This window comes from Aeromonas sp. S9(2024), assembly GCF_041403185.1.
Lineage (GTDB): Bacteria > Pseudomonadota > Gammaproteobacteria > Enterobacterales > Aeromonadaceae > Aeromonas > Aeromonas enteropelogenes.
On sequence record NZ_JBGLRE010000001.1, the window covers coordinates 120,408 to 134,681 of the forward strand.

Consider the following 14,274-nt stretch of genomic DNA (forward strand, 5'->3'; position numbering starts at 1 on the left):
GGCGATTTGCCATGAGAAAACATCACAGCGCCATTCTCAACCGCATGAGCAGGTGGCAGTACGCACTGCTGCTGCTGATGCTGTTCACCTTTACCTTTTACTCCCTGCCCACCTTCTTCGGTGAGCAACCCTCCCTCGGCCTGCACGGACAAGCGGCCTTGACCGTCAGTCAACATCAGCTGCTGGTTGAAAACCGGAACTCGCCGGTCAAGACAGTGCAGCAGCAAGACAAGGTCGAGCTGGTGTTTGCCACCCAGCACGAACAGCAAAGAGCCAAGCAGTTGCTGGAGCAACAGGGGGTCGACAGCGCCGCCCTGACCCTGGAGTTTCACTCCAACGCCCCCGACTGGATCAGCCGGCTCGGCGCCACCCCCATCAAGCTCGGGCTGGACTTGCGCGGTGGCTCCCAGCTGCTAATCGGGGTCGACGTCAATTTCGTCATCGACGCCCAGACCAACAATCTGGTGGACTCCCTGCGCAGCCGCTTTCGTGATGCTCATCTGCGCGGTGCCAACGTGATGCGAAGCGAGCAGGGCGCCGTGATCGTGACCCTGCCGGAGACGGCCGAGCAGGCCCCCTGGCTCACCATCATCAAAGAGAGTGCCGGTACCCTGCAAGGACAGTGGCAACTCACCCGCAGCGGCAACGAGCTGCGCTTGGTGTTGAGCGAGGCCGAGCGCACCCTGCTGGTCAACAACGCCGTGACCCAGAACCTGTCGATCCTGAAAAAACGGATCAACGAGCTCGGCATCGTCGAGGCCTCGGTCCAGCGCCAGGGGCAGGAGGGCATCCGCATCGAGCTGCCCGGGGTGCACAATCCCAAGCAGGCCAAAGAGGTGATCGGGGCCACCGCCTCCCTGGCTTTCTACGAGACCAAGGTTGACAGCCACGTCTATATGTCCGATCGCCACGGGCAGGCCATCCCCATGGCACGCAAGCCGGTGCTGACAGGCGAGCATATCGTCGACGCCCGCGCCAGCATGGGGGAGATGGGTCAACCCCAGGTCAATATCGTGCTCGACACCCTGGGGGGCAGCAAGATGAACCAGTTCAGCCGCCAGCACGTGGGCAAGGCGATGGCCACCGTCTTCACCGAGTACAAGACCAATGCCCAGGGGCACCTGAGAGCCCACAGCGAGGTGATCAACGTCGCCACCATCCAGACGGCCCTTGGCAACCAGTTCCGCATCACAGGCCTTGCCAGCATGCCCGAGGCACAAGAGCTGGCCATGCTGCTGCGGGCCGGCGCCCTCACCGCGCCGCTGAAGATCCTGGAAGAGCGCAGCATAGGGCCGACCCTCGGCATGCAGAACATCGAGGCGGGCTTCACCGCCCTGGCTTTTGGCATGGCGGGCATGATGCTGTTCATGATGGCCTGGTATCGCAAGTTCGGCTGGGTGGCCATCACGGCGCTCATTGGCAACCTGTTGATGCAGGTCGGCATGCTGGCGGTACTGCCGGGCGCCGTACTGACGTTGCCGGGGATCGCCGGCCTGGTGCTGACCGTGGGCATGGCGGTGGATACCCATGTGCTCATCTTCGAGCGGATCAGGGATAGGCTGCGTGAAGGTGGCAGCCTCGCCAATGCCATCGATTTCGGCTATCGCTCGGCATTTCGCACCATCTTCGATGCCAACATCACCACCCTGATCTGCGCCGTGGTGCTCTACTCCATCGGCTCCGGACCGCTGCAGGGCTTCTCCATCACCCTCATCCTGGGGCTCGTCTCCAGCATGATCACCGGGATCTGGGGCACCCGCGCCATCATCAATCCCCTGTGGGGACGCAGCCGCGAGCGCACCCTCAGGGTCTGATGGGCCAGCGCCCTCTCAGGTAGCTTCGCAACCAGCCGGCACCAAGGCCGGCCACCCTTTTTATCTCGCGCAGGTCCGCCTGCGCGAGCAAGGCCACTTCGGTGGCCAGGAGAAACAACATGTTGAGAATGATTGTTGCCATGGGCCTGACCCGTTGGCGCTACATCGGTCTGTGGGCCTCCATCCTGCTGACCCTGGCCAGCATCGCCATCCTGCTGATGAACGGCCTCACCCTTGGGCTCGATTTTACCGGCGGGATCCTGCTGGAGTTTCACATCCAGACCCTGAAAGAGGCCCATGAGCTCAACGCCATGCTGACCTCCCCGCTGGCCGGCGCGCTGGAGCTGAGCTCAGCGGGCGTGCCGGGAGAGTGGCTCATCAAGCTGCCGCCCCACGAGCTGCCCTGGGCCGCCCCCGAGCTCGCCGCCCTGCTGGGGGAACAACTCGGCATGCCGGTCGAGCTCTTGCGCACCACCATCGTTGGCCCGCAGGTGGGGGCCGAGCTATTCCAGCAAGGGATGCTGGCGGTGCTGGTAGCCTCGGTGGCCATGTCGGCCTATCTGGCGTTTCGCTTCGAGTGGCGTCAAGCCATCGGCATCCTGCTCTCGGTGGTGCACGATGCCATCGTCGCGCTTGGGCTGCTGGCGCTATGCAACATCGAGTTTGATCTCAATGTGATCGCGGGCTTGATGGCGGTGATCGGTTATTCGCTGAACGACAGCATCGTCATCTCGGATCGGCTGCGGGATCTGCTGAGCTCCCGCACCAGGATGAACATTCATGAGTGTTCCGATGTCGCCATCAAGGCCACCTTCAGCCGCACCATGATCACCTCGGGCACCACCCTCTTCACCGTGGGCGCCCTGCTGCTGTTCGGGGGGGATGCCCTCTACGGCTTCTCCTTCATCCTGTTTGTCGGCATCCTGGTGGGAACCATCTCCTCCATCACAGTCGCATCGACGGTGCAGGAGCTGCTGGGACTGACACCCCAGGCGTATCAGAAACAGGCGGAGCCTCTGCCTCAGGAGGCATAACCCTGGCGCCCCTGCCACCGCTGGCAGGGGCCATCCTTCTTTCCCCCTTCCCTTTGCCATTCCGTCTGACTCTCGAAAGTCTGATTTCCCCCTCGGTACATCACATTACTGACAACAAAGTCACTTAATAATCGTCACGACGAATGTTCTGTGATTGAAAGCACTTTCATTGGGCCTCAAAAGAGGCATTATCAGGATAAGTTAGCCACAAAGGGATAGAAGATGTTGTTACAACCTGCCAATACTGCAAGATCCAGACAGTTGCTGAACGAGACCATGGCGTTGGTGCTCGCAGGAGGGCGGGGCAGTCGCCTCAAGCAGTTGACCGATAACCGGGCAAAACCGGCAGTCCATTTTGGCGGCAAATTCCGCATCATCGATTTCGTGTTGTCCAACTGCATCAACTCCGGCATTCGTCGGGTTGGCGTGGTGACCCAGTACAAGTCCCACAGCCTGTTGCGCCACCTGCAATCCGGCTGGTCCTTTTTACGCTACCAGATGAATGAATTCATCGATCTGCTGCCCGCCCAGCAACGGGTGGACGAGGTGCACTGGTATCGCGGCACCGCGGATGCGGTCTACCAGAATCTGGACATCATCCGTGATCACGCCCCCAAATATGTGGTGGTGCTGGCCGGGGATCACATCTACAAGATGGATTACGCCGCCATGCTGCTCGATCACGTCAATCAGGGCGCCAAGGTCACGGTGGCCTGCATAGAGGTGCCTCGCAGCGAAGCCAGCGCCTTCGGGGTGATGGCCATCGATGAGGATCGCAAGATCAACGCCTTCGTGGAAAAAACCCTCAACCCGCCAGCCATGCCGGGCAAGCCCGACACGGCGCTGGCGTCCATGGGGATCTATATCTTCGACGCCGACTATCTCTACCAGCTGCTGGAAGAGGACATCGCCAACGAACACTCCCACCACGACTTCGGCATGGACGTGATCCCGCGGGTCGTTGAGGAGGGCACCGCCTATGCCCACCCGTTTGGCATGTCCTGCGTCGGCTGCTGCTCGCAAAAGCGCCCCTACTGGCGCGACGTGGGCACCCTGGATTCCTTCTGGGAAGCCAACATGGATCTCGCCTCCGTCACTCCCGAGCTGGATATCTACGATCAGGAGTGGCCCATCTGGACCAGCCAGAACATGACGCCCCCCGCCAAGTTCGTGCAGGACAGAAACGGCCAGCACGGCATGGCCATCAACTCCATGTTTGCCGGCGGCACCATCGTCAGCGGCTCCTTTATCGTGAGTTCGGTGCTGTTCACCAATGTGCGGGTCGACTCCTTCTGCACCCTGGATCAGGCGGTGATCTTCCCGGGTGTCGAGATTGGCTCGGGTTGCCGTCTGCGCCGGGTGGTAGTCGACAAGGGGTGCAAGCTGCCGCAAGGCATGGTGATCGGTGAGAATGCCGATGAAGATGCCCGCCGCTTCTATCGCTCGCCGCAAGGGATTGTGCTGGTGACCAAGGAGATGCTGGACGCGCTGGCGCGCAGCCAGCGGGTCGCTGGCGCCGCCAAGGTGACCGTGACGGTATAAGCAGGGCTTAACAGATCTGGTTTGTGACGGGGGGCCTTCGCCCCCCGTTTCTCTGCCTGACAATCAGGTCGGAGCACCAATTGTAATTATAAGTTTACAAAATCATATTCCACCTACCTTTAATCTCTCTTTTTCATTCCATTTAACGCTATCTGATTTTTACTTAGATACTTTTGTAGCGTAAAAGCGCGCTTTTCACTTGCTTGTTTGCCATTCCTTGCTATGGTGGGCAGCAATCCGTAACAAGAAGTGGACAGTGTAATTAAATATTCACACCTCTCTCTTGGTTTGCTGACGATGCGATGATGCATCACCCAGTGGCAACCCGGATCCAGAATCAATATGCGACACCCAGTAGAGAGAAGCCGCCATGCACCGAGATCCCCTGAACAACATCCATATCCAGTCCGAGCAAGTGATGATCACCCCGGCCCAGCTCAAGGAGAAACTGCCCATCTCCGAGCGTGCGCTGGCATTCGTGCAAGGTGCCCGCAACACCATCGCCGACATCATCCACCGTCGCGATCACCGTCTGCTGGTGATCTGCGGCCCCTGCTCCATCCACGACATGGACGCCGCCAAGGAGTACGCCACCCGGCTCAAGGCGCTCCATGATGCCTACCAGGATTCTCTCTACATTGTCATGCGGGTCTACTTTGAGAAGCCGCGCACTACGGTGGGCTGGAAGGGCTTTATCAACGACCCGAACCTGGACGGCACCTTCGACGTGGAGCTGGGGCTGCACCGCGCCCGCGAGCTGCTCTGCTGGCTCGCCGAGCTGGAGCTGCCGCTGGCCACCGAGGCCCTCGACCCCATCAGCCCGCAATACCTGGCGGAACTCTTCTCCTGGTCGGCTATCGGTGCCCGCACAACAGAATCCCAGACCCACAGGGAGATGGCGTCCGGCCTCTCCATGCCGGTCGGCTTCAAGAACGGCACCGACGGCAACCTGGGCACCGCCATCAATGCCCTGCAGGCGGCCTCCAGCCCCCACGCCTTCATGGGGATCAATCAGCAGGGCCAGGTCGCGCTGCTGCAGACCCAGGGCAACCCGGATGGTCACGTGATCCTGCGAGGCGGCAAGCACCCCAACTACGATTCGGTCAATGTGTCGCTGGCGGAAGAGGCTCTGGAAAAAGCGGGCCTGCTGCCCGGCCTGGTGGTGGATTGCAGCCACGGCAACTCCAGCAAGGATCATCGTCTGCAACCCAAGGTGGCCGACAACGTCATTCACCAGATCCAGGAGGGCAACCGCTCCATCATCGGCATCATGCTCGAATCCAACCTGTTCGAGGGCAACCAGTCGAGCGAGCAACCCAAGTGCGAGATGCGCTACGGCGTCTCCATCACCGATGCCTGCATCGACTGGGAGACCACGGACGCGCTGCTGGCCCGTTGCCACAGCCAGCTGGCGGCGCCACTCAAAAGCAGAACAGCCTCTTGAGTCGTGGTATCTTGTTGTAACCTCTTGAATCACAGAGCGTCGCAGCCAGCGGCGCCGACAGGGACCGGATATGGCTGAAGAGTTGAATGCCCTCAGGGACAAGATAGATGCGGTAGACAAACAGCTGATCGATCTGCTGGCTGAACGTCTCGCCCTGGTGGGAGAAGTGGGGGAAGTGAAGAGCCGCCACGGCCTGCCCATCTATGCCCCGGATCGGGAGGCGAGCATGCTGGCTCGCCGCCGAGCCGAGGCCGAGACACTGGGGGTGCCCGGCGATCTCATCGAAGACGTGCTGCGCCGGGTGATGCGCGAATCCTATATTCTGGAATCCGCCAGCGACAAGGAGCACCACTTCAAATGCATGAAGCCGGACCTTGGCAAGGTGGTCATCATCGGCGGTCAAGGCCAGCTTGGCCGTCTGTTTGGCAATCTGTTCAGCCTCTCTAGCTATCGGGTCGAGACCATCGAGCAGGAAGACTGGCCACGGGCTGACGAAATCCTCGCCGATGCGGGACTGGTGATGGTGGCGGTGCCCATCGACATCACCTGCCAGATCATCGACCGACTCGGCAACCTGCCCGCCCGCTGTCTGCTGGTGGATGTCACCAGCGTGAAGGAAGCGCCGCTTGAACACATGCTGGCGGTGCACAAGGGCCCTGTGCTGGGACTGCACCCCATGTTCGGGCCGGATGTGGCGAGCCTTGCCAAGCAGGTGATCGTCTGCTGTCAGGGGCGCGACGGTGCCGCCAGCCAGTGGCTGCTGGATCAGATGACCATCTGGGGAGCACGGTTGCAGCAGGTAGAGGCCAAAGCCCACGACGAGGCCATGACCCTCATCCAGGCGCTGCGCCACTTTGCCACCTTCGCCTATGGCTGGCATCTCTCCCGCGAGCAGGCCAACATCGACCGTTTGCTGAATTTAAGCTCCCCTATCTACCGGCTGGAACTGGCCATGGTGGGGCGGCTGTTTGCCCAGGATCCGCATCTCTATGCCGACATCATTTTGTCGTCACCGCAGAACTTGGCGATGATCCGCCGCTACTACCAAAACTTCGGTGAGGTGCTGGGGTTGCTGGAGCAAGGGGACAGGGCCGGCTTTATCGACGCCTTCAGCCAGGTATCCGACTTCTTCGGCGAACATGCGCAGCAGTTCCTGAGGGAAAGCCGCACCCTGCTGGCCCAGGCCAACGACCGTCGTCACCACGGCTAAGCCCGGTTTGTCATCTTGCATACATAAAAGAGGGAAGGCAGAGCCTTCCCTCTTTTATTGCTCCCGCCCAGTAATCCCAGCAGGCCCTCTTCCTGACAAGAACTTGTCAGTATTCCCAATCCTGTTTACCAGGCTTCTCCTCCTGCTGCCTGACCCCAATATCTGTAACCTAGCCCCTCACTCTGTCAGCTACAGCTTCTGTTTACACCAGCATGGGTAACTCTCACAGCCGATAACGAGACTCTGTAGTGGTCAACTAAATCCTGACATGCTGAAGGCCTCTTTCGCGTGATGGAACAGCATAAGGAAACAACGGAAGCCACCTTAGAAAACGTCCAGGGGCATATCGGAATAAATGGTGAGGTAATCAGGAATAGGAATCAGAAGGGCTCTGGACCATATCGGGGTAGTAGAAATGAAAATGGCCAGACTGAACAGTCTGGCCATTTAAGCGTCGAGTCAAAGACTCAAGCTAGGACTTCATGCAAACACAACTTAGAAGTTGTACTGCAGAGCAACAGTCCACTCGTCGTCCAGGTCGTTGATACCCTGGATCTTGTACTCGGTGTAAGCTTTCAGCTTCGGAGTGAAGGCGTACTGAACACCCAGCAGGGTTTCGTCAACCATATCCTCGTAGCGAGAGTCAGCAGCGCCGGAGTTAGCTTTGCCTTCTTTGAAGTTGTAACCAGCCAGGAAGGTCCAGGCATCTACGTTGTAAGAAGCAGCCAGCTCGTAGCCACGGCCCTTGTCTTTGTCACCACCGGTGGTGGTGTCATAGCTCAGGTCGCCTTGGGTATAAACACCAGCGAAGTAGAAGCCATTGATGGCGTAGTGTGCACCCAGAGCCCACTCTTTCTTGTCACCAGTGGTGCTGGTCACGGAGTTTTCCAGATCGGAGTAGGCATAACCGGCGTTGAAGCCCAGGCCGAAGTCGAAGTCGTAGCTGGCAGCAGCAGCATAACCATAGTTACGCTTAACGTTGTCACCGTATACGGCTTTCTCTTTGATACCTTGACCTACGTCGGTAACCTGAACAGCTTTATCATCGTTGGTCTGATAAGACAGCTTGCCTTTGAAGCCACCGAAGCTGTTGGAGTAGATGATCTGGCCTTCTTGACGACCGTCATAGAAGTTACCGGCATCGCCCCACTCGTTGAAGATATCGGTCGGTTCCAGTACATCGTAGAACGCGGTATCGGTCTGACCGAAGATGATCTTACCGTACTGGGTACCGTCGAAGCCGACATAAATGTGGCGGGAGTTGAACTTGTTGTCAGAGTTTTCAGCAGAGACTTGCCACTCGGTCTTGGCAATACCAGACCAGGTGTCGTTCAGAGCAATCTTACCGGACCAACCCAGACGGGAAGAACCAACCAGCTCACCATCTACATCTGCATAATGAGCATCAGCACCAGGGGTATACTCAGCAGCACCAGTGTCCTTGTTGAAACCCCAGGAGCCGTCAGTTGCAGCTACAGACTTGTTATGATCGCCGTAGTAGTTGGCCTGAACACGACCATACACATCAAAAGTTACGCCATCTTTGTCATACACAACGGCAGCGTTAGCTGCAGACGCAAACAGAGCCGGAATGGCAATAGCCAGAATTGTCTTTTTCATAGTTTCCAATGCCTACTGTAATTAAACACTAAGTCGTTGTTATTCCCTGTGTTAGCGATGTACTTTGCATCACTATGGCGCCGAGACTAGCACCCAGATTTCTGAACCGCAATGAAAAAACTTGGAACTTTTTATGGAAATCATGGTCACCGAGGGAAAAATGTGAGCCAAGTCCCATATTGCCCGCCTACGAAAAGAAAACGTTTACAACCCATTTTGCTGTATTTTTGGCCTCGAATAGCTTGTTTCACAGGCTATGTCGTTTAACTGCCTGATAAACCACCAAAGTGGTCTGATCTGCACGAAAAAGCCGTGATCATGGCCTCCATCTCGACCCCGACAGTGCGTTACAGGTATCCTACCTCTTCGATTGATTTCCTGACTGGCCTCTTCCTTATGTTGTCAACTCGCCTCAAAGCGACCATTCGCCATACCTATCGCCAGATTGCCGATGGATTACCCGGTTTCATGCCCCGCAAGGAGCAGAATTTCCTGGTGGCGGAAATCGCCAAGACCCTGACCGGAGAGTATGACAAGCAGCGCCGTATTCTGGTGGCCGAGGCGGGTACCGGTATCGGCAAATCTCTTTCCTATGCCCAGGGTGCTATCCCGGTGGCCCGTCTTACCCAGAAAAAACTGGTGATCTCTACCGCCACCGTGGCCTTGCAGGAACAGTTGATCCACAAGGACCTCCCTTTTTACCATCGGCATAGCGAACTGCCGTTTCGTTTCATGTTGGTCAAGGGACGCCAGCGCTACTGCTGCGAACATCTGCTGGAGCAGGCGGCGAGTGGCAGCGAGATGGCCAACTTCGAATTCGACTTCACCGCGCTCAGCAAGCACAAACCGTCGGATGCAGACAAGGATCGCTACCAGGCCCTGTGGCAGGCATATACCCATGGCAAATGGGACGGAGACAGGGACAACTGGCCCGATCCTATCCCGGACTCATGCTGGGATCGCATTGCCGCCGACCGCCATACCTGCAACAAGGCGCTCAGTCACCATCAACACTGTCCCTTTCATCGTGCCCGCAATGACATGGATGCGGCTGACGTGCTGGTGGTCAACCACGCCTTGCTGCTTTCCGACCTCACCATGGGGGGCGGCATCATATTGCCGCCCCCAGACGAGTGTATCTATGTGCTGGATGAGGCCCATCATTTGCCCACCATAGCCCGGGATCACGGCGCCGCCAGTGCCAGCGTGAAAGGTTCACGCCGCTGGCTGGAAAAACTGGTGCAAAGCGCCGGCAAGCTGGGGCGAACCCTGAACAAGGAGAGCCTGCTCGACCCGCAACTGAAGTTGCAGGATGCCCTCGCCTCCATCCAGCCCGACTTGAAAGCCGTCGAGCAGTGGCTGGCTGCCAACGATCGGTTATTTGGCAGCGAGCCCCATTACCGCTTCAGTGACGGCATCTTGCCGGATCCTCTGCCCATGCTGGCGGAGAATCTGAAGGAGTCGAGCAAGAAGGCGCTGCGGGCACTGGATCGGCTGCAGGGCGCCATTGGCGAGGCTCTGAAGGATGGCGAGATCCGCCGCAAGGAGGCCGAACCTCTGTTGGCCGAGAGTGGTTTTCACCTGCAGCGGCTGGAAAACTTTTGTGCCCTGTGGGAGATGCTTAGCCGCCATACGCCAACAGGCAAGACCCCCCTCGCCCGCTGGATGGCCAGGAGCGAGGATGGCGATATCTGGCTGCATGCCTCCCCCATCGAGGTGGGCTACCTGCTGGAGGAGTGGCTCTGGTCCAAATGCCTGGGAGCCGTGCTGGTCTCTGCTACCCTCACTGCCCTCTCCTCCTTCAGCTATTTTCGCCATCAGGTGGGGCTGAAGGAGCATGACGGTACCCGCTATCTGCGGCTGCGATCCCCCTTTGATTACCAGAAAGCCGAGCTCTATTTGCCAAAGATGGCCCACGAGCCCAACTCCCCGGCCTTTACTCAGGAGTTGATCGATACCTTGCCACGCTTGCTGGCAGGCAAGGAGGCAAGTCTGGTGCTCTTCTCTTCTTACCGGCAGATGAACGAGGTGGCACAGGGTCTGCGGGCCAAGGGGCTGTCGCTGCTGGTGCAGGGGGAAGCCTCCCGCCACGCCCTGCTCACCCTGCACAGGCAGAAGTGCGACGGGGGACAGGCCAGCATACTGTTTGGCACCGGCAGCTTCTCGGAAGGGCTGGATCTGCCGGGCCACTACCTCACCAACCTGGTGATCACCAAGCTCCCCTTCGCAGTCCCAAATTCACCTGTGGAAGAGGCCACGGCCGAATGGGTCGAACAGCGGGGGGGCAACCCCTTCCTGCAGCTGACGGTGCCTGAAGCCTCTCGCAAACTGATCCAGGCCTGTGGTCGTCTGATCCGCAAGGAGGCGGATCGGGGGCGGGTCACCATCCTTGATCGTCGCCTGCTGACCAAGCGTTATGGCAAGGGGCTGCTGGATGCCCTCCCTCCGTTCAAGCGACGCATCGAGTAGACCAAGCCTCGATTGTTGACAAAAAAGCGGGTAACGGGACGAATGCCCCTCACTATAACGTGCAGTTGAAAGAGCAATTGCCGCCATGGGTCAAACCTGCAAGAATGAGCCCCTGTTTTCAGTGGGCAAACGCCTGACTGTTCAAGGAGATGAGATGAAACTGACTGTTCTGGTGCCAGCGCTGACTGGTCTGTTATGGGCAGGTAGTGCCCTGGCCGATGCCCAATTGGAAGTCACCAACCCCTACGTGGTTCAACTGATCGATGGCCAGTCCATCAATCCCAAGCTGCTCGACAAGACCAACAGCTTCCCGCTCTCTGCTGGCAAGCACCAACTGGTGATCGCCTTTGAAGGCAACTACTCCAGCCGTAGTGATATCAAGCTGGTCACCGCCGAGCCGCTGGTGATCAACTTTACCGCCGCCGACAACCAGCAGCTGGTGCTGGATTACAAGAAGCCCCGCAACGAAACCGAAGCCAAGCAGTTCACCAAGGATCAGAAGGTGGTGCTGAAAGACAAGGCCAGTGGTCAAGTCGTTGCCAGCGAGCAGTTTGTGATGCCGAAAGTGGAAGGCTTCCAGCTGACCCGCGACTATCAGCAAGAGCTGATCAACATGGGCAAGGCATTCAACCAGCCCAAAACGGTAGCTGTCTCCACTGCCGCCGTGATGGCCGCCAACAGCGCACCTCTACAGGTGGCACCGAGCAAGGCCATGAGCAACCCGGAAGCCCTGACCCAGCTGCAAAACTGGTACAACAAGGCCGATGCAGAGACCCGCAAAGCCTTCCAGATCTGGGTTATCCAGCAGCAATAATCAATCTGTCCATCTCTATGATGGAGCAGCGACAAGGGGAGCCTGGCTCCCCTTTTTCATGACACAATTTCAGATAACTGCATCCACCCCATCGACCTTATGTCACTGCAGATCTTCTACCACCCTTTCTATTCCGCCCTGACGCTGCCCGAGCGACACCGCTTCCCCCTGGCCAAATACCAGGGTCTGTTCGAGCGACTCACCTCGGAGGGTTATCCTCTTGTCCGGGCACCTGCGGCAAGCACCGCGCAGATCTGCCGCATCCATGACAAGAATTATGTGGCGGCCGCCCTGGCCGGACAACTGGATGATCGCGCCATCCGCCAGCTCGGTTTTCCCTGGTCACCCATGCTGATTGAACGCACCCGGCATTCGGTCGGTGCTACCATAGCCGCCAGTCATCATGCGCTGGCACAGGGCTGCGGGCTGCAGATCTCCGGTGGCTATCATCACGCCCACCATGACCACGGCAGCGGCTTTTGCCTGTTCAACGATCTGGTGATCGCCGCGCAATCCTGCCTGGACGAGGGACGCTGCGAACAGGTGCTGATCGTCGATCTCGATGTGCATCAGGGGGATGGCAGTGCGGCACTCTGTACGGGGCGGCGCGACATCATCACCCTCTCCCTGCACGGGGAGCACAACTTTCCCCGCCACAAGCCCGCCTCCCACATGGACTTTGCCCTGCCAAGCGGCATGACGGACGACGCCTACCTCACCACCCTGGCCCAGGCTCTCGACCTGGCGCTTCGTCTCTACGCACCGGATCTCATCCTCTATCAGGCCGGGGTGGATGTGCATCACGCAGATGAGCTCGGCTATCTCGCGTTAAGCGATGAGGGGGGACGCCAGCGCGATGCCATGGTATTCGACTGCGCCCGGCAACATGGTCTACCCATTGCCGCCGTTCCCGGTGGCGGCTACCGGCGTGACTGGCAACAGCTGATCCCGCTGCATATGTCCTTGTTCGAAGAGGCGAAAAAGCGCTACGGCTAGCGTTCCTTTGCACTTGCCCGTTGCTGGTAACCACAGTTTCCAATACAAGAGGCGGCCTCGGGCTGCCTTTTGTATTGGGCTGCATGGCAACCGCATTGAACCCGTCACCTGGCAGACAGGATTGTGTCTGCCCTGCTGCCGACCACAGTTCAGGCGTGGGCCACCGGTGTCGAGTGTTTCCCCATGGGGCGCAGCAACATCAGCAGATAGAGCAAGGCCACGCCGGCGATCATGATAAACAGCAGGTTGTCCGAAAGGTGCTGCATCAGGAGCGCGGTATAGGCCGGACCGAGCAGACTGCCGATGGTGTAGCTCAGCAGCAGCGCCTGGTTCATGGCCACCAGCTGATGGTGCTCGACCTTCTCGCAGGCCCACGCCATGGCCACCGGATAGAGGGTGAAACCGGCGGCGCCCAGGATGAACAGCGCCGGCCCCATCGCCACGCCGCCTAGCATGGCCCCGCACCCCAGGATCACCACCAGCACCTGCACCCGCAGCACCGGCAGGCGTCCGAACCTGTCCGCCAGCCGGCCCACCGGCCACTGCCCAAGGATGCCGGCACTCACCATCACCGCCATCCAGTAACCAATACCGGCATCGCTCACCCCCTGATGGTTCAGGTAGAGCGGCATCAGGCCGTAGAGCGACCCCAGCACGATGCCGGAGATGATGCAGCCATCGACCCCGAGCCGTGCCTGACGCAGCCGCAACATGGGCCAGACCCGGGTTGTTTCCTGCGCGTCGTTGCCGTCATTGACAATGCGGGTGAACAACAGCGGCAGGATAGCCGCCAATACCAGCCCGGTCGCCCAGGGCAGCACATCCATCAGGCCAGTCGACAGCTTGCTGACCAGCAGCTGCCCGAGCACGGTTCCCAGGTAATAGATCATCATGTAGGCAGCCAGCAGGCGTCCCCGATTGTGCGCATTGCCACTGCACATCAATGCGCTCTCCACCACCACCCAGATCATGGCGCAGCCGATGCCGGCGATAAATCGCCAGGTGAGCCAGCTCCAGAAACCAAGGGTAATGCCGAGCCCGACACAGCCGGCAGCAAAGAGGGCGGAGGCCAGGTAGTAGCTGCGGTTGAAGCCGAAGCGCCTGATCAAGGTGCCCGCCAGCAAGGTCCCCAGCAGGTTGCCGCTGAAATAGGAGGAACCGACCATGCCCACCTGCCAGGTCGGCAGCTGCTCATGGGCGAGCCAGAGTGGTACCAGGGTGTTCAACACCGCGATGGAGAGGGTCAGCAGCAGTAAGCCACAGAGCAACAACAGCACTGGCCGGGAGTATGTATTCATGGGAAAAACCGTGAGGAGAGTCAAAATGCGAGC

Annotated in this window: 11 protein-coding genes; 8 read left to right on the top strand and 3 right to left on the bottom strand. The window is 59.0% G+C overall.

Annotated elements, in window-relative coordinates; translation table 11 throughout:
* The first annotated feature begins 44 nt into the window (after window positions 1-44).
* The gene (gene secD / locus ACB028_RS00510) at window positions 45-1,814 is read left to right on the top strand and encodes a protein translocase subunit SecD (RefSeq protein WP_371143488.1); all 1,770 of its coding nucleotides are present in this window, start codon (window positions 45-47) and stop codon (window positions 1,812-1,814) included.
* Here secD and ACB028_RS00515 read toward each other — a convergent pair.
* Window positions 1,804-1,956 (bottom strand): hypothetical protein, encoded by a 153-nt coding sequence (locus tag ACB028_RS00515; RefSeq protein WP_156476414.1) that lies wholly within the window; start codon window positions 1,954-1,956, stop codon window positions 1,804-1,806. The genes secD and ACB028_RS00515 overlap by 11 nt on opposite strands.
* Between ACB028_RS00515 and secF the strand changes: the two genes are divergently transcribed.
* The 4 genes from secF (at window position 1,934) to tyrA (ending at window position 7,044) form a co-directional block, all read left to right on the top strand.
* On the top strand, window positions 1,934-2,848 hold the full coding sequence (gene secF / locus ACB028_RS00520) for a protein translocase subunit SecF (protein WP_197460113.1): 915 nt from the start codon (window positions 1,934-1,936) through the stop codon (window positions 2,846-2,848). The two genes, ACB028_RS00515 and secF, sit on opposite strands and share 23 nt — an antisense overlap.
* 222 nt (window positions 2,849-3,070) lie before the next feature.
* Window positions 3,071-4,390, top strand: a complete 1,320-nt coding sequence (glgC, locus tag ACB028_RS00525; RefSeq protein WP_371143213.1) for a glucose-1-phosphate adenylyltransferase — start codon at window positions 3,071-3,073, stop codon at window positions 4,388-4,390.
* A gap of 370 nt (window positions 4,391-4,760) precedes the next feature.
* Window positions 4,761-5,834 carry a 3-deoxy-7-phosphoheptulonate synthase gene (locus tag ACB028_RS00530; protein ID WP_371143214.1) on the top strand — a complete coding sequence of 358 codons (1,074 nt, stop codon included), beginning with the start codon at window positions 4,761-4,763 and terminating at the stop codon, window positions 5,832-5,834.
* Window positions 5,835-5,904: 70 nt separating this feature from the next.
* Window positions 5,905-7,044: a bifunctional chorismate mutase/prephenate dehydrogenase gene (tyrA, locus tag ACB028_RS00535; RefSeq protein ID WP_371143215.1), complete on the top strand. Its 1,140-nt coding sequence runs from the start codon at window positions 5,905-5,907 to the stop codon at window positions 7,042-7,044.
* Window positions 7,045-7,539: 495 nt separating this feature from the next.
* Here tyrA and ACB028_RS00540 read toward each other — a convergent pair whose 3' ends face one another.
* Entirely contained in the window at window positions 7,540-8,664 is a 1,125-nt protein-coding gene (locus ACB028_RS00540; RefSeq protein ID WP_042025483.1) for a porin, read from the bottom strand.
* A 396-nt stretch (window positions 8,665-9,060) separates the two neighbouring features.
* On the opposite strand from ACB028_RS00540, the gene dinG reads away from it, so the two are divergent.
* The 3 genes from dinG (at window position 9,061) to ACB028_RS00555 (ending at window position 12,943) form a co-directional block, all read left to right on the top strand.
* Window positions 9,061-11,133: an ATP-dependent DNA helicase DinG gene (gene dinG, locus ACB028_RS00545; protein ID WP_371143216.1), complete on the top strand. Its 2,073-nt coding sequence runs from the start codon at window positions 9,061-9,063 to the stop codon at window positions 11,131-11,133.
* A 154-nt stretch (window positions 11,134-11,287) separates the two neighbouring features.
* Window positions 11,288-11,947 (top strand): DUF2057 family protein, encoded by a 660-nt coding sequence (locus tag ACB028_RS00550; RefSeq protein ID WP_371143217.1) that lies wholly within the window; start codon window positions 11,288-11,290, stop codon window positions 11,945-11,947.
* Between the two features lie 99 nt (window positions 11,948-12,046).
* Window positions 12,047-12,943: a histone deacetylase gene (locus ACB028_RS00555; protein WP_371143218.1), complete on the top strand. Its 897-nt coding sequence runs from the start codon at window positions 12,047-12,049 to the stop codon at window positions 12,941-12,943.
* A 149-nt stretch (window positions 12,944-13,092) separates the two neighbouring features.
* Here ACB028_RS00555 and ACB028_RS00560 read toward each other — a convergent pair whose 3' ends face one another.
* Window positions 13,093-14,241: an MFS transporter gene (locus ACB028_RS00560; protein WP_371143219.1), complete on the bottom strand. Its 1,149-nt coding sequence runs from the start codon at window positions 14,239-14,241 to the stop codon at window positions 13,093-13,095.
* Between the last annotated feature and the right edge of the window lie 33 nt (window positions 14,242-14,274).